This window comes from Caldiplasma sukawensis, assembly GCF_052315375.1.
Taxonomy (GTDB): Archaea; Thermoplasmatota; Thermoplasmata; order Thermoplasmatales; family Thermoplasmataceae; genus Cuniculiplasma.
On the sequence record NZ_JBLSDG010000002.1, the window covers coordinates 83,741 to 106,423 of the forward strand.

General features: G+C 36.9%; 22 protein-coding genes. 14 read left to right on the forward strand and 8 right to left on the reverse strand.

Features of this window, described 5'->3' with window-relative positions; genetic code table 11:
• The first annotated feature begins 26 nt into the window (after positions 1 to 26).
• Complete coding sequence (locus ACNF4Z_RS01710; RefSeq protein WP_458327658.1) at positions 27 to 1,274, forward strand: MFS transporter; 1,248 nt, start codon at positions 27 to 29, stop codon at positions 1,272 to 1,274.
• 4 nt (positions 1,275 to 1,278) lie between these two features.
• Here the strand turns inward: ACNF4Z_RS01710 and ACNF4Z_RS01715 are convergent, their stop codons facing one another.
• Genes ACNF4Z_RS01715 through ACNF4Z_RS01725 form a run of 3 tightly spaced genes read right to left on the reverse strand, consistent with a single transcriptional unit; the run spans position 1,279 to position 5,178 of the window.
• The gene (locus tag ACNF4Z_RS01715; protein ID WP_458327511.1) at positions 1,279 to 2,532 is read right to left on the reverse strand and encodes a hypothetical protein; all 1,254 of its coding nucleotides are present in this window, start codon (positions 2,530 to 2,532) and stop codon (positions 1,279 to 1,281) included.
• 52 nt (positions 2,533 to 2,584) lie between these two features.
• Positions 2,585 to 3,436 (reverse strand): thiamine pyrophosphate-dependent enzyme, encoded by an 852-nt coding sequence (locus tag ACNF4Z_RS01720; protein WP_458327512.1) that lies wholly within the window; start codon positions 3,434 to 3,436, stop codon positions 2,585 to 2,587.
• A gap of 5 nt (positions 3,437 to 3,441) precedes the next feature.
• A complete protein-coding gene (locus tag ACNF4Z_RS01725; RefSeq protein ID WP_458327513.1) occupies positions 3,442 to 5,178 on the reverse strand; it encodes a 2-oxoacid:acceptor oxidoreductase subunit alpha in 1,737 nt (578 codons plus the stop codon).
• Positions 5,179 to 5,327: 149 nt separating this feature from the next.
• Here ACNF4Z_RS01725 and ACNF4Z_RS01730 point away from each other — a divergent pair, with 149 nt between their 5' ends.
• Genes ACNF4Z_RS01730 through ACNF4Z_RS01760 form a run of 7 tightly spaced genes read left to right on the forward strand, consistent with a single transcriptional unit; the run spans position 5,328 to position 12,196 of the window.
• The gene (locus ACNF4Z_RS01730; protein ID WP_458327514.1) at positions 5,328 to 6,707 is read left to right on the forward strand and encodes an aspartate ammonia-lyase; all 1,380 of its coding nucleotides are present in this window, start codon (positions 5,328 to 5,330) and stop codon (positions 6,705 to 6,707) included.
• A gap of 30 nt (positions 6,708 to 6,737) precedes the next feature.
• Positions 6,738 to 7,868, forward strand: coding sequence for an amidohydrolase family protein (locus ACNF4Z_RS01735; RefSeq protein ID WP_458327515.1), 1,131 nt, complete (start codon positions 6,738 to 6,740; stop codon positions 7,866 to 7,868).
• Between the two features lie 33 nt (positions 7,869 to 7,901).
• Positions 7,902 to 8,843, forward strand: a complete 942-nt coding sequence (locus ACNF4Z_RS01740; protein ID WP_458327516.1) for a deoxyhypusine synthase — start codon at positions 7,902 to 7,904, stop codon at positions 8,841 to 8,843.
• A gap of 48 nt (positions 8,844 to 8,891) precedes the next feature.
• Positions 8,892 to 9,188, forward strand: a complete 297-nt coding sequence (locus ACNF4Z_RS01745; protein ID WP_458327517.1) for a hypothetical protein — start codon at positions 8,892 to 8,894, stop codon at positions 9,186 to 9,188.
• Positions 9,185 to 9,523: a divalent-cation tolerance protein CutA gene (cutA, locus tag ACNF4Z_RS01750; protein WP_458327518.1), complete on the forward strand. Its 339-nt coding sequence runs from the start codon at positions 9,185 to 9,187 to the stop codon at positions 9,521 to 9,523. The genes ACNF4Z_RS01745 and cutA overlap by 4 nt, the downstream gene beginning before the upstream one ends.
• A 15-nt stretch (positions 9,524 to 9,538) precedes the next feature.
• Positions 9,539 to 10,984 (forward strand): FAD-dependent oxidoreductase, encoded by a 1,446-nt coding sequence (locus ACNF4Z_RS01755; protein WP_458327519.1) that lies wholly within the window; start codon positions 9,539 to 9,541, stop codon positions 10,982 to 10,984.
• A gap of 48 nt (positions 10,985 to 11,032) precedes the next feature.
• Positions 11,033 to 12,196, forward strand: coding sequence for a PLP-dependent transferase (locus tag ACNF4Z_RS01760; RefSeq protein WP_458327520.1), 1,164 nt, complete (start codon positions 11,033 to 11,035; stop codon positions 12,194 to 12,196).
• Position 12,197: 1 nt separating this feature from the next.
• On the opposite strand, the gene ACNF4Z_RS01765 is transcribed toward ACNF4Z_RS01760, so the two are convergent.
• From ACNF4Z_RS01765 to pdo, 4 genes are all read right to left on the reverse strand, one after another.
• Complete coding sequence (locus ACNF4Z_RS01765; protein WP_458327521.1) at positions 12,198 to 13,487, reverse strand: APC family permease; 1,290 nt, start codon at positions 13,485 to 13,487, stop codon at positions 12,198 to 12,200.
• A gap of 41 nt (positions 13,488 to 13,528) precedes the next feature.
• Complete coding sequence (locus ACNF4Z_RS01770; protein ID WP_458327522.1) at positions 13,529 to 15,529, reverse strand: 3-hydroxyacyl-CoA dehydrogenase NAD-binding domain-containing protein; 2,001 nt, start codon at positions 15,527 to 15,529, stop codon at positions 13,529 to 13,531.
• Positions 15,530 to 15,865: an SCP2 sterol-binding domain-containing protein gene (locus ACNF4Z_RS01775; RefSeq protein ID WP_458327523.1), complete on the reverse strand. Its 336-nt coding sequence runs from the start codon at positions 15,863 to 15,865 to the stop codon at positions 15,530 to 15,532.
• Positions 15,866 to 15,937: 72 nt separating this feature from the next.
• Positions 15,938 to 16,630: a protein disulfide oxidoreductase gene (gene pdo / locus ACNF4Z_RS01780; protein WP_458327524.1), complete on the reverse strand. Its 693-nt coding sequence runs from the start codon at positions 16,628 to 16,630 to the stop codon at positions 15,938 to 15,940.
• Between the two features lie 101 nt (positions 16,631 to 16,731).
• On the opposite strand from pdo, the gene ACNF4Z_RS01785 reads away from it, so the two are divergent.
• Complete coding sequence (locus ACNF4Z_RS01785) at positions 16,732 to 17,406, forward strand: MBL fold metallo-hydrolase (RefSeq protein WP_458327525.1); 675 nt, start codon at positions 16,732 to 16,734, stop codon at positions 17,404 to 17,406.
• Here the strand turns inward: ACNF4Z_RS01785 and ACNF4Z_RS01790 are convergent.
• Positions 17,395 to 17,934 carry a cob(I)yrinic acid a,c-diamide adenosyltransferase gene (locus ACNF4Z_RS01790; RefSeq protein ID WP_458327526.1) on the reverse strand — a complete coding sequence of 180 codons (540 nt, stop codon included), beginning with the start codon at positions 17,932 to 17,934 and terminating at the stop codon, positions 17,395 to 17,397. The two genes, ACNF4Z_RS01785 and ACNF4Z_RS01790, sit on opposite strands and share 12 nt — an antisense overlap.
• 211 nt (positions 17,935 to 18,145) lie before the next feature.
• On the opposite strand from ACNF4Z_RS01790, the gene ACNF4Z_RS01795 reads away from it, so the two are divergent.
• The 5 genes from ACNF4Z_RS01795 to ACNF4Z_RS01815 are packed head-to-tail and all read left to right on the forward strand — an operon-like array spanning position 18,146 to position 22,680.
• A complete protein-coding gene (locus ACNF4Z_RS01795) occupies positions 18,146 to 18,640 on the forward strand; it encodes a hypothetical protein (protein ID WP_458327527.1) in 495 nt (164 codons plus the stop codon).
• Positions 18,641 to 18,680: 40 nt separating this feature from the next.
• A complete protein-coding gene (locus tag ACNF4Z_RS01800; protein ID WP_458327528.1) occupies positions 18,681 to 20,240 on the forward strand; it encodes an ABC1 kinase family protein in 1,560 nt (519 codons plus the stop codon).
• 45 nt (positions 20,241 to 20,285) lie between these two features.
• On the forward strand, positions 20,286 to 21,134 hold the full coding sequence (locus ACNF4Z_RS01805) for an ABC transporter permease (RefSeq protein WP_458327529.1): 849 nt from the start codon (positions 20,286 to 20,288) through the stop codon (positions 21,132 to 21,134).
• Positions 21,131 to 22,045: an ABC transporter ATP-binding protein gene (locus ACNF4Z_RS01810; protein WP_458327530.1), complete on the forward strand. Its 915-nt coding sequence runs from the start codon at positions 21,131 to 21,133 to the stop codon at positions 22,043 to 22,045. Before ACNF4Z_RS01805 ends, ACNF4Z_RS01810 begins: the two co-directional genes overlap by 4 nt.
• 23 nt (positions 22,046 to 22,068) lie before the next feature.
• The gene (locus tag ACNF4Z_RS01815) at positions 22,069 to 22,680 is read left to right on the forward strand and encodes a RibD family protein (RefSeq protein ID WP_458327531.1); all 612 of its coding nucleotides are present in this window, start codon (positions 22,069 to 22,071) and stop codon (positions 22,678 to 22,680) included.
• Positions 22,681 to 22,683 lie beyond the last annotated feature (3 nt).

Genomic DNA, 22,683 nt, shown 5'->3' on the forward strand with positions numbered 1-22,683 from the left:
CTACGAAAACCAAGAATAATTACATAATTGCATTAAGATCCTTTTTATCTTCTTTTGGTGCCACTGCTGCATCAACATTTGTTGGAGTTTATGCAGTAATTATAGGTGCAACCTCAGTCGAAATGGGATGGTTGCAGTCCAGCTCCAATGCCATAACAAATGGTGCTCAGATACTTTGGGGAAAATTAAGTGATAGCCATGGCAGAAAAAAAATATTCCTTGTTGCCGGGAGTCTGATCCTTGGGTTTCTCTGGTATCTAATGCCGTATTCTTCTAATCCTGTAAATTTAATAATAATTTATTCCTTGATCTCATTATTTGGTTCCCTCATAACGGTAAACTGGTTCTCACTCATTGCCAACCTCTCTGATTCAAGTGTCAGGGGCAAATTTCTATCTTTTGTAAACATTATGAGCTCAATAGGCACACTAATATCGCTTACCATAATGGTTCTTGTTTTTGGGAACAATGTGGATAAGGACATTGAGATCCCATTTTTCACAGCCGCACTCACTTATATTATTTCGAGCGTTTTTCTTCTCTTTCTTGATGAGGGGAAGAATACTCCTGTTTTCAGGGATTCTTTACTTAAAACGTTTAAAGAGAGTTTGAAGAATGAAGCGTTTTCACCATATTTTAAGGCTATGAATGTGCAGGGATTTTTCTGGTCCATGGCCTGGCCAATGTTTCCAATCACAATTGTTTCCATAATGAACTTCAGCCTAACCCAGGTGGACATTCTCTCCCTGGTATCCATTAGCGTATCCATACTGATTCAATATCTATTGGGAAGAATGGTGGATAAAACAGAGAGACCTCCATTAATCGTATTAAATAGAATAATGTTGAGCTTAATACCCCTTTTCTATGGATTCTTTCACAGTTTTTTATTATTCATTATAATTGAAGTTTATTCTGGATTTTTGGGGGCGCTACAAAATGTTGTGATGAACGCTTACCTTCTGGATATCATACCAAATAGAGGAAGGGCCAAATACATATCAATAATTAATGGATTTAATGGGCTGGCATATTTATGCGGGGCTCTCACAGGGGGATACATGCTCTCAATTTTTCAGTCCTATTTTCCACTTCAAACAGCTCTTGAATATTCCTATATAATAGTTTTTTCAGGAAGATTCATTTCCTCCCTTCTTTTTCTGAAATTGAAAGAGCCTGGAGAGAAGAAAAGAAAACAGGTTCCCATAATATCACTTCTGTACAGGGAGAAATTACCTGGAAACCCCTCAGGTGGAACAATAAAGATGAGATGAATATTTATGAAACTGAAATTTCAGCATAATTTTTATTTTTACCATTTAGGTAAAGAGAAAGAAGAAAATTAAAGGTGATTATGAATAGACAAATAACTAGGGAGATAAAATATGTACCATTACTGATTAAATTCTCATAGGCAACTATTCCTAAAATTATTAATGATATTATTGAAGTAGTCAACAGTGTGATTGATCTTTGTTTATAGAATAGAAATGAATATATTGTGATCAAATGGACACTTATATAAAGAAGGCTAACCAATTCTATGAGATATGTGAATAGGAGATAATAGCCTGTTATCATACCTGCAAAGAATATTATTAGATTTACAAAAATAATTAATGTAAAGAAATAAAGGGATTGATTTTTTAATAATTGCATATTTTTTTTGAAAAAAGATTCTCTCATGTGGTTCAAAGCATTATAGTATGAGAGAGAAAGATTGTAGGCACTGAACAAGAATAAGATAAGCATGAAAATAGAAAGATATATTCCAAATTTGGCATTGATATTTAATATGAGATATGATGGATTTGATGAATAATCGGCAAGATTTGGCAGAAAGAGAACGATGCCAATTGAGGCAAGTATCATGAGAATGCCAGAAATCAGGTATGAGAGAGTTAAAGATGTCTGTAATTCCATTTGATTTTTGCTTTCCCCTGAAAGAAATATTCCGCTTCCGGACCCAGAAAACATCAAAATACCAATGAGAACTGATGTCCAAAAGCCATTTTCATTCAGGAATGAATATTTTGAGGTTCCAAAAAAAAGGAAAGAAAAGGAAATTAATAAAATGCCCCCTATCTCCAGCGCTGAAAGTATCAATATTATTTTGATCGGTATACTTTTTCCCTTCCAGACTGGTACTATTACCAATAAAAATAGCAATAGCGAAATTGGTATGTAGAGAGATCTTGAAAAACCAAAAATTCCATTGAGGAAAGAAACTGAAAAAAGTATTATGTTGGGAAGAACTAAGATTGAATAACATATGTAATTAAAACCTACCCAGTTTGATACAATCCTGTTGGCGGCAATTTCGGCATAGGCAGAATATCCTCTCTCATCCTTCGTTCTGGATGAAAAAATAATGATCGGCAGAAAAGATACAAAAGAGATAATGAAGGAAACAAGGACCGCCGTTGGGAGGGATCTACCAGAAAAAAGTGCCATCACAGGCAAAAGGGCAAAATAATTTAGAGCAGGTCCTACCGATGAAATAGATTGAAAAAAGATGTTTTTGTTTAACAACAATTACTGTATATATTTTGTTAAAAAAACTTTACTTAATATGAAAAAAATTTCAGTAAAATTCTTTTAGAAATTCCTCCGTTATCTTTTTTGATTTTTGCTCAATTAATGGTTCTTTAAGAACAGGATCTCTCTCGTCATATGTTATTTCCTTTCCCTCATAGAATATTCCAATGGGTATCTTATCTCCCCATTCCTTTGATTTTTTCATTGCCTCGTAAAGATCGTCAGTTTTGTGACCTGATTCTTCAAGTTTGTAAACCCTTTTCCTAAAAAAGTCATATGTGTTATCTTTGTTATATGTTACACAAGGACTGAACACATCTATGAATGCAAAACCCTTATGCTGTATGCCTTTTTTTATTGTTTCCTGCATATGTCTGACGTCACCGGAAAATTCCCTTGCAACAAATGTTGCCCCGGCTGCAAGAGCCATTGTAACAGGGTTAAGTGGTGGTTCAATGTTTCCATCTGGAGTTGTTTTTGTCTTCATGCCTATCATTGATGTTGGAGAGGCCTGCCCTGTTGTTAACCCAAATATCTGGTTATCTGAAACAACATATGTTATATCAGGATTTCTCCTTGCAACGTGATAGAAATGCTGTGTTCCCTCATTGAAACCGTCTCCGTCTCCACCATACCCAATAACTGTAAGCTTTGGGTTTGCCCATTTTATTGCCTGTGCAACTGGAAGAAGTCTTCCATGAATGCCGTGAAAACCGTATGCCCTTATGTATTCCGGTAAATTACTTGAGCATCCAATTCCTGACACTACCACTGCATTATGTGGTTCTATTCCAAGCTCAACTAGAGCTCCAGTTATGGCAGTCAGCTGTGCAAAATTTCCACAGCCTGGACACCAGTCTGGTCTCACTGTTCCCTTATAATCATTTACTGTAACCATTTTCATCACTCCTTAATTTTCTCCATTATTTCCTGCGCTAGTTTTCCCGGGTAAAAAGATTCACCGTCGTATTTTCTCACTAGATCTCCTGTGACCTGTATTTCAGAAGAAATAAGTCTTCTTAACTGACCGGTATAATTGTTTTCAACGAATATTATTTTCTTCTTTCCTTTTACAAGTTCCTTAATATCAGGGTTTACAGGATAGGGCCTGTTTATTTCTATTGCTCCCACTTTTATTCCTTTTTCTCTTAAGATATCTATGGCCTCTTCCACGGCTCCCTGAGTTGAACCCCACTGTATAACTGCATATTCAGCATCGTCGAATCTGTATGTTTCAGTTTTTGGAAGTGATTTCATAAGAGTCTCCATCTTTCTCATTCTTTTTTCCATAATCTTCTTCCTTATCTCAGGATCAGTGACAGCATCGCTTACCACATCACCCTTTTCATCATGTTCATCAGAGTCCTCATTATGCATCAGACCAGGTGTACCAGGTAAAGCCCTGAATGATATACCGTCTTTCGTGAATTCGTATCTTTTATACTCTCCATCTGCTTTTTCAAGTATTTTTCCTCTTTCCATCTTATATTCAAATTTTAGATTTTCAATTGTTTCATAATGTTCTGCCAGATAAAGATCAGTCATGAAGAAAACAGGCATCTGGTACTTTTCCGCCAGGTTTAATGCTTCACCAATCATATAGAATGCTTCTTCAACGTTTCTTGGTGCCAATACAGCCTTTGGGAAATCCCCCTGAGAGGCACCTATTACCTGAAATAGATCGCCCTGTTCTGTTTTTGTAGGCAATCCTGTTGATGGCCCTGCTCTCTGTGCCTCATATATTACAACTGGCGCTTCCATCATACCAGCCATTCCAACGGCCTCTGTCATCAGTGCAAAACCGCCTCCAGATGAACCTGTCATAGCCCTGATGCCGGCATAATTTGCACCAATAGCCATATTAATTGCTGATATTTCATCCTCTGTAATTTTCACAAAAATTCCCAGTTCCTTGCTGTGGGATGCCAGATAGTGTATAATTGAGGATGCAGGGGTCATTGGATAACCGAAATATGCTTTCAAACCCGCATTTGCTGCGCCGAGTCCAGCAATTTCTCCTCCAGATACCAAATATAACTTTCTTTTTTGTGGTTTAAGAGATTTTGATGATTTTCCATATTTTTCTACAAAGTAGTCATATCCATCTTTAGCGGCCTTCACATTCTGTTCTGCTATGTCCCCTTTGTTACCGAATTGATCCCTAATAACATCAGCCAGTATGTCAAAACTCAAATTCAGATAACCTACCATAGCTCCTATTGCCACTGTGTTTTTTAGAAGTGTATTTTTACTGTATTTTTGGGCAATCTCATTTAAGGGCATCTCACAATATTTAACCTTGTCGAATTTCTTGAAACCTGTTATTCCCTTATCATAAATGGCCACACCTTCGAGAGGAGATGCTCCTCCCTCATTTATTTCAGGATTTGTATGTCGCTCTAGTGCATCCTTGTTCAGAGCAATCAGAACGTCCAGACCATCTCCCTGATTTTTAACCTTTTTATGGGATGCACGGATCTGATACCAGCTCTGTCCGCCTCTAATTATACTCTGGTAATAATTATAAGTTGAAACGTACAGACCGTTCCTTGAAAACACTTTTCCGATTATTAGACCTGCTGACTGAACTCCGTCTCCAGCAGCTCCGCCAACTCTTATTATGGCTTCCTCATTATCCATGAATATCCAATGTATATTCCTTATGACTATAAATTTTTTAAACAGAATTTCTGTCCTCTTAAATAATATCTGATAGCAACATATTAAAAAACATAAATAAGGAAAATAAAATTCATAACATTATTTATAAGTTTTAGAAATACACCTGTATGTCAAGGATAGAGAAGGATGTAATAGGGGAAGTGGAAATATCAGATGATAAATATTACGGGATCAACACTTATCGTGCAATGCAAAATTTCAGGATCTCTGGAATAGTTGAGGATTTTGATCATGTAAAATCAATGACAATAGTAAAAAGATCGGCAGCCATAGCAAACAACAAACTTGGTGCCCTTGATGAAAAAAGAGCAGAGTATATTGTAAAGGCTTGCGACAGGATAATAAATGGTGAATTAAAGGATCAGTTTGTAATTGATGTTTACCAGGCCGGCGCAGGTACATCATTTAACATGAATGTAAATGAAGTTATAGCAAATCTTGCTAACGAATTATCAGGAAAAAAGAAGGGTGACTACTCATTCATACATCCAAACGATCATGTAAACATGAGTCAGTCAACCAACGACACATATCCAACACAGATGAGAATAACGGCAGTATACAAGGCAATGAGGTACATAGATGAACTTAAAAAACTAATAATCTCCCTTGAAAATAAGGCTTCAGAATTTAAGAATGTTAAAAAACCAGGTAGAACTCATCTTCAAGATGCCGCACCTGTAACTCTTGGGATGGAATTTTCTGCATATGCATACACATTAAAAAAGAATCTAAAAGAATTCGAGAACGCATTAGATTTTATTATGGAACTGAACATAGGTGGGACTGCCACGGGAACAGGAATCAATACCCCTAAGGGATATCAGAAGGAAGTTGTAAACCAAATAAAGGAATTCACTGGATTTGCGTTCAGGCCAAGTGATAATTTACCTGGAATAATGGAGTTCAATTCAGATTTTGCCAGGCTCATAAATGCCGTTGTTGCCAACGCACTTGATATAAACAAAATTTCAAACGACATAAGACTTATGTACTCCGGCCCAGGAACCGGTCTTCATGAAATTATAATTCCGGCCGTACAGCAGGGATCATCAATAATGCCAGGAAAGATAAACCCTTCAATAGCAGAGGCAATGAACATGATCTGCCATTCAACAATTGGGGCACAGCAGGCCCTCAATATGTCAGTTCAGGCAGGCCAATTTGAATTGAATGTTATGATGCCAAACATAGACTTTGAACTATCAAGGTCCCTTGACATAATGACAAATGGAATGAGAATGTTCAGGGAACTTCTTATAGATGGGATAAAAGCCAATGAAGAGTCCTGCAGAGAACACCTTTCAAAGAGCTTTGGATCCGCCGCCCTCCTTAATCCTTATCTTGGTTATGATACAGTTGCCAAAATAGTAAGAGAGGCTCTGGAAACACACAAATCAATAAAGGAACTGGTAATGAAGACTGGAAAGTTAACAGAGGATCAGTATAACAAAATAATGAGTGGAGACCTTAAAAAAGAAGAATAAAATTATATCCATTTTTTTTTATTACGTTCGATGAAGTACGCGAAAGCTGAAATATTGTACGACGGTGTAGGGAGCAAAAGAAACGTATATATAGGTTTTGAAAATGAAAAAATAACATATGTTGGAGAGAAAAAGCCAGAGGGGGAATCCATAGGCGAGGGTATAATAACGCCTGCGTTCATAGATCCGCACAGTCATATTGGTCTTGACAGGGCTGGAGAGCCCGGAATGGAGAGTGAGGCAAATGACCGCCTAGATTCTTTTATTCCTCTTGGAAGGGCAGTTGATGGAGTATACATGGATGATACAGCATTCAGGGAATCAGTGGAGAACAATGTTCTATATTCTGTGGTTCTTCCGGGCAGTGGAAATATAATGGGTGGGATGGGGTCACTTATAAGAAATTTTGGTATAAATATAAAGGAGGCATACATAAAAGATATAGGGATGAAGATGGCTCTTGGATACAACCCGAGGAGCACTACGGAATGGAAGGGGACAAGGCCAACCACCAGAATGGGAGTTTATGCACTAATTAGAAAGAAATTTATGGAAGCTGCAAAAACAAAAAAACTCATCGAAACTGGCAAGAAGACAATGGAGGAGGTTGATCCAGAAACTGAGAAAATCATTGATATAATAAGCGGAAAGATAAGAATAATGTGCCATGTTCACAAGGAAGATGACACACTGTTTCTACTTGACCTGAGAAGAACCTACGGTCTTGACGTTGTTATCAACCATGGCTGTGACTATTATCAGGATACAATTTACAGAGAGATTGAGAAAGAAAATGTACCTATGGTTTTTGGACCACTGGATTCTCATCCATACAAAGTTGAACTTAAACATGAGAGTTACAAGAATGTGGAAAAACTTCAAAAATCAAAGATAAAGTTTGCATTAATAAGTGATCATCCTGTGATCCTACAGAGAACACTTTTCCTCACAACTAGGCATTTTATGAGATACGGTGCTTCAAAGGAGCAGTGTATATCTTACCTCACATCAAGACCTGCAGAAATACTTGGACTGAATAATCTTGGCAGTATAGAAACAGGAAAACTTGCATCTTTTTCAATATGGAATAAGGATCCATTCCTGCTTGATTCTTATCCAAAAGTTGTTGTTGGCGAAGGAAAATTTCTAGTTGAAGAATGAAAAAGAATAGGTATTAAAACAAAATACCTTTTTATGTCGTTAAAAAGGGAGGACCTTCTAAAAAAACCTGTTGAAGACCTTAATATAAATGAAAAGACCACACTTTCAGATCTGATGGAAAGCTTTTCAAATTCAGGGGGTTTCACAACATCAAAAATAGCCACAGCATACGAGATTTTAAAAAGAATGTTTACTGAAAACAATACTACATTTCTTTCCTTTCCAGCAGACATAATATCAACTGGAACAAGAGGGGTCATAAATGAACTTGTTAAGAGAAAACTTGTGGATGTAATAATTACAACCACAGGAACACTTGACCATGATATAGCCAGAAGTTTCAAAAAATATTATTGTGGATCTTTTGACTATAATGACAGAGAATTAAAGGAACTCTCCATTAATAGATTGGGAAGCGTGGTAATACCTGACGAAAGTTATGGAGAAATAATGGAAAAGTTCATGATGGAAAAACTTCAATTACTCTATGAAAGAGAAAAAGTATGGGCACCCTCAGACCTTATAAGGGAAATAGGACTGATGGTGAAAAATGAAGATTCCATAATTTATAATGCAGCAAAAAATGGAATAAAAATTTTTGTACCTGGAATAGTGGATGGATCCTTCGGATCCCAATTATGGTCATTCTGGGAGATGAAAAGAGACTTCAATATAGATATACTAAAGGATCAGCATTTGCTATCTGATATTATCTTTGATGCAAAGAAAGCTGGTTCACTTATGATAGGAGGTGGAATTTCAAAGCATCACACCATCTGGTGGAACCAGTTCAGAGGAGGGCTCGATTATTCTGTTTATATAACAACGGCTCAGGAATATGATGGATCACTTTCCGGGGCAAAACTTGAGGAGGCAATATCATGGAAGAAGGTTAAACCAGATGCCAAGTTTGTCAATGTTTATGGAGATGCCACAGTTATACTTCCAATTCTTCTTGGGCCCTTTTTCAAATAAAAATAAATTTTTTAAAAAAACGTATAATTAATGATTCAATAATCATATATGATGGACAAGCCATCTATTGAATATAAAAAGCTAAAGGAATATGTGGTACATAACAGGTCATATTCGCTTTACGAGACAGACGATGAAAATATAGAGCTTCATTTTTTTCCAGAAATGCCTGAAGCAATATCACACTTTCCTGAAGGCAGGCCGGTTGAACATATAATGACAGGTATAAAGCAGGACGGAAGGATATATTTTCTGAAGTTTCGGACAATCAGTGCCTTTGGTGAGACTGAAACTGAACTTGAGGGAAAAGATGATCCAGTGATGTTATGGCTTGAATACATATGAAAATAATAATAACAACAACGGACAGGGAAGAAATAGCAAAAAACATTGCAGAGAAATGCATAGAGATTGGGAACTCCCCCTGTGTAAACATAATAAAAAACAACACCAGCATTTATAGATGGAAGGGCAAAATAGAGGTTCAGGATGAATTTCTCCTCCTAATAAAGACTGTTGATGAAGGGAAGGAAAAAATAGTTGATCTTATAAAGAAATACAGCAATTATGAGATTCCAGAAATATTGGAGATTGAAGGTAACATACTTGATGAACCATATTCAAAATGGTTCCTTGAAGAGACATACAGGGGTGAAAATAGAAACTCTTTAAATACATGAATAATACAGTACTGTATGAGCAGTAAGACAGATTATGATGTTATTGTGGCAGGTTCAGGCTTGGCTGGAATGCTTGCTGCTACAATGGCTGCAAAGGGAGGGGCATCAGTGCTCCTTGTGGATAGGAACGACAAGATAAATGTTGGAAGAAAAACTGCGTGGGGCTGGACCTGCGGAGACGCTGTGGCAGCATCACATATAAGATTCATAGAAAAATATCTAAACACCACCTTCGGCAAACCAGAACTGGACCTGAAAGTTGATGGAGTAATGGCACTTTCCCCTGATCTCTCCACAAAATATCCTTTTGATGGTGAGGGATATTCTCTTGACAGACCGAAATTTGAGAGAAAACTACTTGATTTTGCACTTTCTGCCGGTGTAGATTATCAGTACAAATTTGAAGTGGAAAGCCCTATTGTTGAGGAAAATTTTGTTAAAGGAATCGTTGGAAAGGATATGGATGGCAAGAAGGTGGAATACAGATCAAAGATACTTGTGGATTCACTTGGAGTCTCAACAATTATAAGAAGAAAACTGCCTGAAAATATTTTCATAGACAGGATGGTAGATATTGATGATATAGAGGGTACAGGGAGATATATTTACCAGTTTGAACTGGATCACGAAGATGAAAATTTCTATGATGAAAAATATGCACTAATTCACCTTAACAATGAGCTTGCACCAGGAGGCTACGGATGGGTTTTCCCAAAAAGTGAAAACAGGGTGAACATTGGCCTTGGTGTTCAGAAAAAGAGCTTAGAACTTAGAAACAAGAAGCTTGGCAAGAATGACAACCTGCAGAAACTCATTGATCAATATGTAAAATGGCTTCCGGTATTCAAGAATTTGAAAATTGATCCTCAGGATAACAACGGACAGGGGGTTTGGTCCGTACCAGTGAGAAGGCAGATGGAAAGTCTTGTGTTTAATGGTTATATGGGTGCTGGGGACAGTATGACCATGCCCAACCCCATAAGCGCAGGTGGAATAGGGCCTGCCCTTGTAGGTGGCACACTGGCAGGTTTAAATGCCGCAAAAGCAGTGAAAAATGGAGATTTTTCAGTAAAAGGGCTTTGGCAATACAATCTGGATTTCAATGATGCCTACGGTTCAAAAATGGCAGGTATGGAAGCGTTCAGAATCTATTTGCAATCCCTGAACAACGATATTCTTAATTATGGTATGAAAACTTTTCTGACCAGAAAAGAGGCATCCGATCTTACTTTAGGTGTCATACCTGAACTTTCACTTACAGAAAAGGCTAAAATGATCATAAAGGGTCTTAAAAATGTAAACGCTTTCAGTAACCTTGTTTTTACAGTGAAGAAAATGAAAGAATTCAATGAACTTTATCAGAATTATCCAAAGGACCCAAAAAATTTCGAACATTTCAAAAAGAGGGTTGTGGAGGAGATCGAAAGCATAAAAAAGAGATTCCCCCCCTCCCCAATTTAATTTTTAAAGACTTGAAACATTTATCTTATATTTTTCCCTCAGGACTTCATGAATAAAAAGGGATTCAATACAAAAGCAGTGGGAGAGGGGGAACTGAAGGATCCAAAATATGGAAATGTGGTGACACCAATATTTGAGAATGCCACTTATGTGTATCCTAATTTTGAGAATGATCATCTTAATGATCCAAACACCTCAGATTCTTACATTTACTCAAGATGGGGAAATACAACTGTCACATTTCTTGAAAAAAAATATGCAGCACTTGAAAATGTCAGATATTCACTTTCATTTTCAACGGGTATGGCCGCTATCACTTCACTTCTCCTTTCACTTGGAAAAAAAAGGATACTGTCTGTAATTGATCTATATGGCCAGACTCTTAGTTTTCTTAAAAATAAGGCCCCAAATTATGGGATTGAAGTTGATTTCATAACAACTGATAAACTCAATTCATTGGACTTTAAAATAAAGGATTTTGACGCAATCTACTGTGAAAGCGTTACAAATCCTTCAATCAAAGTGGCAGACATTGAACAATTGAGTAAGATCTCTAGAGAAAATGAAAAACTTCTCATTGTTGATGCCACATTTTGCACACCCTATAATCAGAGACCGGTTGAAATGGGAGCAGATTTTGTACTCCACAGTGGAACAAAATACCTGAATGGCCATTCCGATACAATGTCCGGATTTTTGGGCTCTGATCATGAACTTTCATCCGCCTTTGACATGAGAAAGAATCTGGGAGGAAATCTTGATGCATTTCAGGCATATCTAATTGCCAGGGGGATGAAAACCCTTGGTTTGAGAATGGAAAGACACAACAAGAATGGAATGGAAATTGCAAAGTTTCTTGAACAGCACAAAAATGTTATAAAGGTCAACTATCCCGGTCTTGAGAGCAACGGTTACCACAGCATAGGTAAGAGAAATCTCAAGGGGTTTGGCGGTATGCTAAGTTTCAGGGTCAAGGGCGGAATGGAGGGTGCCAGAAGATTCATGAAAAGTTTGAAAATAATTTCCCCTGCCCCCAGCCTGGGAGGGGTGGAATCACTGGCCACACTCCCTGTTGATACATCACATTCAAGCACTGATGAAAATGCCAGAAAATTAATGGATGTTCATCCTGATTTGGTTAGATTATCAGTGGGAATAGAGGATGCAGAAGACCTTATAGAAGATATAGACAACGCACTGAGTAAGATTTGATTCAGGTTGGTTGAGATGAAACAGGGCCATCCCTGTTTGAACCTCTCTTCCTTTCCTTTTCGTAAAGATAAAGAATACCACCTATGAATATGGTGATTGTTCCTGTGTAAAAAGCCTTCACTCCCAAGGTAAGCATGATAAGGGCTGAGAGGATAACAGAAACTATCTGAACGTAGGGATATAGAGGAGACTGGAAATCACCCTTAACCTTTCTTTTTCTAAGAATCATAACTGAAATACCTGTAACTGCGTAGGAAACGATTACGCCAAAATTTGAAACCAATGCAATCAGCTGAACATTACCGGCAAAAAGGAAAGCCACTGCCACTGCTCCGATTATGATGGTTGCTCTCTTAGGTGAATCCTTTTGCCTACCCTGTATAAACTTTGGTAGAAGCCTATCTTCACTCATCTGTAGAAGTGTTCTAGATCCAGCAACTATAAGTGAGAGGGTAACAGTAAATGTTGCTATAATGGCAACAAAATCAACTGAATATGAAATGAATTGAGGTACATGTGCATACTCCAGGGCTATGGACATTGGATTTCCGTTTATCCCATAGAGCTGATATGGCATTAGGGCAAGCATTCCAAGCACTATTAGCATATAAAGTGATGTACTTATTGCCAGAGCTGAGATTATGGCAGCAGGGAGATTTTTTGAAGGATTCTCTACTTCCGGCCCAAGTGTAGCAATTGTGTTGAAACCGGAATATGCAAAAAATGACAGGGAAGCTGCTTCCAGGATTCCTGTAAATCCGTGAAATTGAAATGGCTCAAATCTTGCTGGAACCCACTTTCCGTAAAATACAGAAGCTAGGAGAAATAGAACCAGCCCTGAAACCGTTATGTAAACAAGTATATGTTCTATTTTAGCCACCGTGTTTATCTTCCCGTAATCTATGGCAGTACCAAGTGCTATGAGTATTGCTGCAATGAATAATATTAGAAAGTATGGTATTTTTATAAACGCGGAAATGTATGATCCGAAACCAATGCTCACTGCAGAAGCAGCTATTCCGTAGGATATGGAACGCATCCACCCCATTATAAAACCTGCTCCATCTCCCATTGTTTCCCTTGTAAATGAATAAAGACCACCGTGTGAAATTATTTTTGAAGAGAGTTCAGCACTGTTAAGTGAAATTGTAAGTGCAAGAATCGCAGTTATTATGAATGCTATTATTGCCCCTGGGCCGGCATCACTTATTGCAGATCCTGCAAGCACAAATATGCCTGCACCAATAATATTTCCAAGTCCAATAAATATTGCCTGCCATTTGGTGAGCATAAACATGTAAGAGGATTTATTTATAAAAAATGTTTTAATTATTATCTGTTTCTGAACTCAGGTTTTCTTTTCTGGACAAAGGCAGAGATTCCTTCCATAAAGTCCTTTGATGCATATATGCTACCCATTGCAATTGATTCCATTTCGAGGCCAGCATCGTATGAAATGTCAAAACCCTTGTTAAGAAGTCTTTTTGTTAGTGATATTGAAACAGGAGAAACCTTTTGAGAAAGATCTCTTGCAAAATTGAATGTATCCTCCCTCAGCTTATCCTGTTCAAATATCTTCTGAACTATTCCTAGCTCATGAGCTGCCTCGCCTGTAATTCTCTCACCTGTAAGAACAAGATATGATGCCATGGAGAGACCTATAAGTCTTGAAAGCCTCTGAGATCCACTCCATCCAGGAAGGAGGCCTATTGTTACCTCTGGAAAACCTATAACACACTCTCTATGCGATATCCTGATATCACAGTTTAGTGAAAACTCAAAACCACCACCAAGTACATATTTTGACATTTCCGCAATAACTATCTGGGGCATTTCAGTAATCTTTTTGAATATTCTTTCTCCCATTCTTGATTGTTCTATAAATGCAAGATGATCTGGTATGAATTGAGTTAATTCTGCACCGGCTGAGAATTCACCATTCTTCCCTCTTATTATTATAACGTATGACTCCCTGTCTTCACGAAGCAGGTCAAGTGCCCTATCCAGTTCCTCAAGTACTTTGTTGTTCAGTAGATTGTGCCTTCCGTTCTCAATCTCCATTATTGCAACATGTTCATTGTAAGATATTCCTATAAATTGACCATTAAAAGAAGGATGTTCTCCCTGAACTTCCATTGCAGACTTTTTATCCTTTGAATCAGATTGGTCCAACTTTTTATTTATCATTTCCTTTAGCTTTCCTTCTTTTATGGATTTGGCTGGCTCAAAAACACTCAGGCCATACTTTTCGTGTATTTTTTCAAGCTTTGACTTGACTTCAGAATTTGACAGACCCTTTGCTGCTGAAATAGGGCCGAATGGTCTGTTCATGCCGTTTACAAATGCAACCTCTATATCGTCCGGAGATGCAACACCTTCTTCAATTAATTTTACAGCCTCATTTATCTCGAGTGATAGGATGTCCATGAGATCAACTTTAGAAGAAGGTTCTGATTTTGGGATTATGGCCTTTCCATCTTTCCATTGATAGAAACCTTTTCCCGTTTTTCTTCCAAGCTGATTTTTCTCTACCATTTCTTTTATTGTTTTCTCCTTACCATAATCCGGTGAAAGTGTCTTTGAATAGTATTCCAGGGAGTGGTAAACAGTGTCCACCCCTACATAATCCATGAGCTCATATGGCCCCATTGGTAACCCCTGACTCTTTGCGAAGGCGTCTATAGCCTCAGGCTTGTCAACCTTGTGATCCAGTAGAACTGCAAAGAAAAGCGATTCAGGTGCGCTTATTCTGTTCACAATAAATCCTGCACTATCTTTCAAAACTTTTACAGGAATCTTACCAATAGATTTTGAAAAATTGAATACTGTTTCAAAAACTTCATCAGATGTTTTTTCTCCTCTGATGACCTCAACCAGTTTCATAATCTGAGCAGGATTAAAGAAATGCATACCTACAAGTCGTGATGGATCCTTTAAGGATTTTCCAATCTCACTTATTCTTATGTTAGATGTATTGGATGCAAATATGGTGTCCTTCCTGCTAAGATCCTCTATCTTTTTAAAAACATCAGATTTTAATTCAGGTATCTCCGGTACTGCCTCAATTACAATGTCTTTATCATCAAGTGCTTTTTTCATGTCCTTGCTGAACTCTATTCTTCCCATTATCTTTTGAAGATCGTCACTTTTTATTCTTCCTGCCTTTACAAATCTTTCAAGACTCTGAGTTATCATATCCTTTGCTTTTGGCAGTGCCTCCTCATAGCTGTCAAAAACAGAAACACTAAAACCAGCTGTTGCCACAACCTGAGCTATTCCGCTTCCCATTAGTCCCGCACCAACAACAGCAATTTTTTTAATTTCCAAAAGCACTCACTCCTTTAATTTTTTCATAACACCCGTTATTTTAGTGGCACTCATAATATCCCCACTAACTGATATCTTTCTGCTCATAAAGGCCATAACCGGATCCAACTTACCCGTCATCAACTGTTCCAAAACCTCATCTGTACCCTTTATTGTGGTGGTGGGTTTTTCATTTTTACCAGTTTTCATCTCAATTTTACCCTGGGAAATTGAAACAAAATAAGGTTCTCCATCCTCCGGTATAAACTGGAAGACGTTATTCATACCTGAGATCTCCTTCTTTACAACATCCTTTTCCCCGTACTTCTGTATCATTCCATTTAAAGTGTCGAATGAACTCATAAACATTCAGTAAAACAATGGTTAAAATCTTATTGGTATTTTTATAACGTTTTGTATATAAAGAAAGAAAAATCATTCTTTTGTTGAAGCCATTATTACATTTTCCAGGAATTCATCCTCGCTTTTTGCACCTACAAGTTCAATTTTACCGTTAATAACTGTGTGTGGAACTCCGTTGACACCAACTCTGTCTGCCTCTTCAAGAAATTCTATTGAATCAACCATCTCTGATCTTATCTTCTCTGAGACGACTGCGAATCTGTGAAAAGTTCCAACTGCTATTGGGCACCATTTGCACTCAAGTGTGGTATATATTTTCACATCTACCTCTTCATCCAGATTCTTCAAAGCATTTACAGTGCTTTCTTTTAAACCTGTGTTCCCTGTTGACAATGCCTCAATTGATTCTAAGAATGAAGCAAACTCATAATATAATGGTGCCCCCCTGAATCTTACATTCCTTGCTTTGTGATCATCAGATGTCAGTATTAACAATGGTGTTTCTTTTATATCAGTAATGTCTTTTTCATTTGCAACATTATGCTCACTTACCTTTATTTTCTCCTCTATTTCTGACATCTCCCTCAATAATTTCTTTATTTCAGGGATGTATTCTGATTCATCTCTCTCATCATAATAAAAATCTATGTAAACAGGATTTTTTAAGGTTTTATTGAATCTCTCCTTGATCTGTTTTGCAATTTCATCGTTTATGATTGGCTTTTCTTCCCTATTTTTTTCTGATTTTAAATTCTCTTGAGTCATGGTTGATTATCTATGAATGGTATATTAAAAAATTGATTTTTTCAAGAAGTGATATCTCAATTTTAAGAATGTTTAATAGTTATTATTTTATCATTTCATATATGAGGCCGCTTCAAATAAGAAAAGTGATCAACGGAGTCATAATGACAAACACATACATTGTTCACTGTGATGGTGAAGGTATTATAATTGACTCTGGTGGAGAAACAGATAAGATTGAAAAAGAAATAGAAAATCTTGAGGTAAGGCCTAAACTGTTAATATCCACCCATGGGCACTTTGATCATGTAATGGGTATGGATTATCTATCCAGGAAATATGAAATTCCCTTTTATATGTCAAAATTGGATCAAATGGTTTTGCTTGAGAATAAAAAATTATACGAAGGTTTCAGGGATCAACTTAAAAATTATTCCAATACCTCAATCCCTGATGAATTCAGGCCTATTGATTTTAAAAACATAGATATAGGAGGGCATAAGCTTGAAATAATTGAAACTCCAGGACATACGCCTGGAAGTATATCAATAAAAGGCGATGGTTTTATTTTTTCCGGAGACACAATATTTAGATTATCTGTTGGTAGATTCGATCTGGGTGGAGATCCTGAAAAACTTGTATCATCCATTAAATTTTACACCAACCTGGACAAGAATACAAAGATATATCCGGGTCATGGAGATAGCACAGATGTAAGGTACGAAATTCTGAATAATAGTTTTTTAAAGGATAGGGATCTTATTTTAAAATTTGTAAAATATAAATCAACCCTGTGATTCTCTCAATGGCCATATTTTCTCCTCTATTCCCTCCCTTTTGTTTGAAACCAGTGATAGAAAGAACAACATTGATGATAGCCTATTCACATATTGTTCAACCACTGGACTCACATCAAAACCCTCATTCTTTGCACTTACAAGGCTCCTCTCTACTCTTCTGCAAACAGTTCTTGCGATATGAAGAGAAGTTGAGGCCTCAGTTCCACCAGGAATTACAAAAAGGTAAATTTTTCCAAATTCTTTCCTGTATACTGTAATTCTATCCTCAAGCCATTTTACCCTCTCTTCCGTTATAACCCTTCTCTTTCCCTGTGCTGTAATATGTTCTCCACATGTGAATATATCTTTCTGAATCTCCAAAAGATCTTCCTTAATGTCATCATATTTTGAAAGCACCCTTGCATGACCTACAAAGGAATTCAACTCATCAAAACCGCCCTCAGCATCTATTATTGATGATCCCTTGCTTATCCTGACACCCATCCCAGTATCCGTTTCACCTGTGTCCCCTTTTCTGGTATACATGGATTGAGGAAATTTAAACAGGATAAAAAGTTTTTTTCATCATTATTAAAAATTTTTTCTCATATTATATATCCATTAAAAAATGAAATGACCTCAGAATTGTATCACTTTTTCAAAATGTGAAATTAAAATTTATTGTAAATAAACCTTAAAATTGATATACTATTTTTATAAACGAATAATTTAAATATAAATATTATCATGTTAATTTATGACAGACAGATCGGAAGAAATTAACGAAGAATCAAGGGAAATAATGGAGAAAATTATTAACAAATTGATTTCGATCAAAAAATCAATCATTGAAGATTATAAAAAGATAAGAGAAAAAAGCAAAATGGATCATTCCATAAAAATAGTTGATGATCTCATAAACATGGAGACGAATGACATTAGAATTTTGAGTGAAACAGAAATTAAACCGGAAATTATGTATTCACAGAGAAAAGGGAGGGAAGAGGATTACAGGATGCTTGATCATATTATTAATTCAGAAGAAAAACCTAAGGCTGACGATCCAAGAAGTATCCTTTCATGGAGAATTTCCATTTCAGACTACCTTTACAAAATGGAACTTCTTATGGCACAGGAATATGAGGATAAGAATGTCTCTGATCTTTTAAAAAATCTGGCGGAAAGCGAAAAGAAAAGAAAAAACAGAATTACAGAAATTTATGAGGAATTGATTAACGGAGATTCATGGTAGAATCCGGTAATCTTTATTGATAGTAAAAGCATAACCAACAATGGAAGAGTGGGAAGATTACCTCTCTGGCATAAGAAGAAGAGAAATTCATGTTTTTTTTTCTCTTTATCCTTCTTTTAGAAGATTTCTTAAGGACAGAAGAGAGGCAAAAAATTCTGCCGAGAAGGAATGGAGTTACAAAAGAGAGAGAAATGGATACATAGCAGTTCAGAAATTTATTGAATTAGGCCCCACTTTTATCAAGCTAGGGCAGATATTGTCTGCAAGGTCGGATATACTACCAAAAGAATATATCAAGGCATTTGAATTGTTGCAGGACCAGGTGCCTCCTGCCCCATTTGAAGAAGTAAAACCAATTATTGAGAAGGAGATAGGAAAAATAGAGGATATATTTGAAGATTTTAACACAAATGCAATATCTGGAGCATCCCTTGGACAGGTATATCTTGCAAAATACAAGGGTAAGGATGTGGTTGTAAAGGTTAACAGACCAAATGCAGAAAAGATATTGAAAAAAGATATTGAAATTCTTACCAGAATTCTGAATCTGGCTAAGGGGAGGATAGAAAACTTCCTTTACATAAGTATTGAAAATATTTTGAAAGATTTCAGGAAAAGGGTTTTTGATGAACTGGATTACAGAAAGGAGGCTTACAATGCAGAGCATATCAGAAAGAACATAAAGGGAAGGGAAAAAATCCTAATTCCTGGTATCATTCGGGAATTGTCATCACGAAGTGTCCTGACAATGGAATATCTGCCAGGTATCAAGATAAGTGATGTTGAAAAATTAAGGGAAAAAAAATTGGATCTTAGCAGGATAGCTTATGATGTGGATACATCATTTTTAAGAATGCTGCTCAGGGATGACATGTTTCATGCTGATCCACATCCTGGAAATATATCCATAGCAGAAGACGGTTCCATAATACTATACGATTTTGGAATGGTAGGTGACCTTGACAAAAAAACAAGATTCAATCTGTTATCATTCTATGATTCCCTGACAAGGAGAGATATAGAGGGAATAATAGATTCCCTGATTGCAATGGAGGCCCTATCTCCGGCAGCAAACAGAGGTGTAATAAGGAAAAGTATTGAGGTGGCCATGTCAGGACTCTCTGTTAAAAGGGCAGACGACAGCGAAATGAGAGAACTTTTGGAAATAGCAAACGGTGTTGTTTTTGAATTTCCATTTAGACTTCCCACTTCACTTGTTCTTTATATGAGAATGAGTTCCCTTCTGGAGGGCATATGCCTTTCCCTAGACCCTGATTTCAGATTTGTACGAGTGCTAAGAAAATTATTTGAAGAAGAAGGGTTGCTCAAGGAACTTTACAAAGGTCAGATAGAAAAATTTCAGGAAGATGCAATAAATTCATTTCAGTATGCTTTTGAACTGATTCCATTGATTAAGAGGAAACTTGAGGGTGAAACTGAAACAGCACCTATTAGGCAGAAGAGGCAAAAAACACCTTTTTCTGTTTTTGGAGGCGTTCTTATCTTCAGCGGTATTTATGAATACGGAATTAAACCTGATCTATTATCAGGAATAATGCTTATTGCAGGTTTTATAATTTCAGTGTATTCCCTCATTTAGAAATTATTTAAAAAAGATTAATAGAAAATATATCATACACCACTGATGAATCAGAGTGCCATTGAAAATAGAGGATACGGAGTATTTTCAGGTATCCAAAAGATGACAAGAATTCAACTTCTATATTATGTTAGAACAGTTAGATTCCTGTTTATATTAATCATAACCCTTTTGGTGGATGCAATAGTTTTGGGCTTGGATTTTTATACAGGCCTGAATACAATAAAAATTTCAAGTGTAAATTCCAATGGACTTTTTAGTTCCATTGTTTCGAATTTACCCATTCTGATTGTTCCACTAATAGGAGCACTTTACGGGGGGGATGCGGTAAGCCTAGATACAGGAACAAATGCAGGCTATTTCATGATGACAACCCCTGTAAATAAAATCAGCATGCTGATTGGAAGGTTCATAGCAGCCCTCATACTTGGGACTGTCTCAATCTCAATATTATATATAACTGGAGCAGGTCTATCACAGTATCTCTACGGAAACATAACCTCTCTGGCACTTGAATCTTTTGGATTTGCAGTTCTTGGACTTGCTGCAACAATTGCCTTTTCGTTTTTCCTTGGCTCACTTGTAAAAAGTCCTTTACTTGGACTCATAGTATCCATAATAGTTCTTCTCCTAGTTTTTCCCATTATCGACGGTTCATTATCTTTAACTAGCATAGAACCATGGTTTTCAATATCTTATGGTTTACAGATTATATCCAATATATTTGAACCAATCACTCATGTCAGTGTAAGAGCCATTGGACATACAGGTATTACCATAACAACATTCAATGCATATCCACATGAGGCGGCATTTATACTTCTAGGGTATACAATTATAGGGTTGGTACTTAGTGCAATAATCTTTCTGAGAAAAGAGGTGAGTCCTCAGTGAACAACCTTAAGGTAAATTCCATAACTAAAAAATATGGTAAATTTTTAGCTGTTGACAACATTTCATTTGAGCTTGATGGAATGATGGCTGTTGGATATCTTGGCCCAAATGGGGCAGGGAAATCCACATCCTTCAAAATTATGACCGGATTGATAAATGCCACCAGCGGATCGGTTAGGATAAACAATTATGACATAAGAAAGGAGAGGGTTAAAGCCCTTCTTCAGGTTGGTTCAATGATTGAAACCCCTGAGCCCTACCCTGCATTTACAGTTGAAGATGCCATGCTATCAGTTGGAATTCTAAAAAACATAAGCAAAAAAGATGTTGTTGATCATATGGAAACCTTTGGGAAAAGAATAAGAATGCCCCCATATGACAGGAAAATTAAGGAATTGTCAAGGGGACAGAGAGCCAGGGTTGTGATGGCTGCAGCATTTCTTGGAGATCCAAGTATAGTTTTCCTTGATGAACCAACGAACGGAATGGATCCTGTTGAGAGGAGAATTATTACGGATGTGATACTGGAACAGAAAAAAGAAAGACTTATTTTTCTCAGCTCTCATCTTCTTCCGGAGGTTACAGAAACTTGTGATGAAGTCATCATGCTTAACCATGGAAAGCTGGTACTGAGGGATACAACCAAAAATATACAGTCAAAGTTCGGAAACAAAGAAGTAGAGATAAAATTCCTCAAGGAAATTGATGAGGCAGAGCTTAAAAGAGAGCTTGGAGAGCTGGTTTCAAATGTGGAGCACATTGAGGGTAATACATATCTTTGCTCTTACAATGGAGAAATTGAGGTGAGGGCAGAAATCCTTGAAAAAGCCTTGAGGATAGGAAAGATATATGCTTTCCAGGATCATGGATCGTCCCTTGAGGATGCTTTCATTTCCCTGTTAAAGGAATAAAATATTAAGGGAAGAGATAAAAAATGGATGGTCTTCACATTACGGTAAATATGGCCCAGAGCATAAATGGCTATATTTCCTTGCCTGGTGGAAAAAGGGCATTCATATCATCAGATGAGGACAGAAGCAGACTCCTTTCTCTCAGGGAAGATTCAGATGTGGTAATAATAGGAAAACGAACACTTATTAATGATAACCCATTCATTCAGTCAGAAAAAAACGTGCCTGTGTGCGTTATTGACCCTTCCGGAGATGTGAATGAAAATCTCAATATTTTTAAAACTGTGAGAGAAGTGATCATAGGCAATTCAAAATTCAATGATGTTATAAATGTCAATAGGGCAAAGGTAAGGAGATTGAACTGTGGTTCACCTTTCAATCTTGATATTCTACTTATGAACTTAAAGGAAGTGGGATATTCAAATATACTGGTAGAGGGTGGTAGCGAAACAGTAAGAGGATTTATTGAAAAGGGGCTAGTGGACAAATTTTACCTTTTTATTGGAGATATAATGCTTCCTGATGGAGGGGTGAGGGGATTATCATTCAAAAATGAAATTAAAAATGTTATAAAAACAAGAAAGTTTATTGAGGGTGGAGTTTTGTTAGAGCTTTATCCAGAAAAACTGAGGTGATTA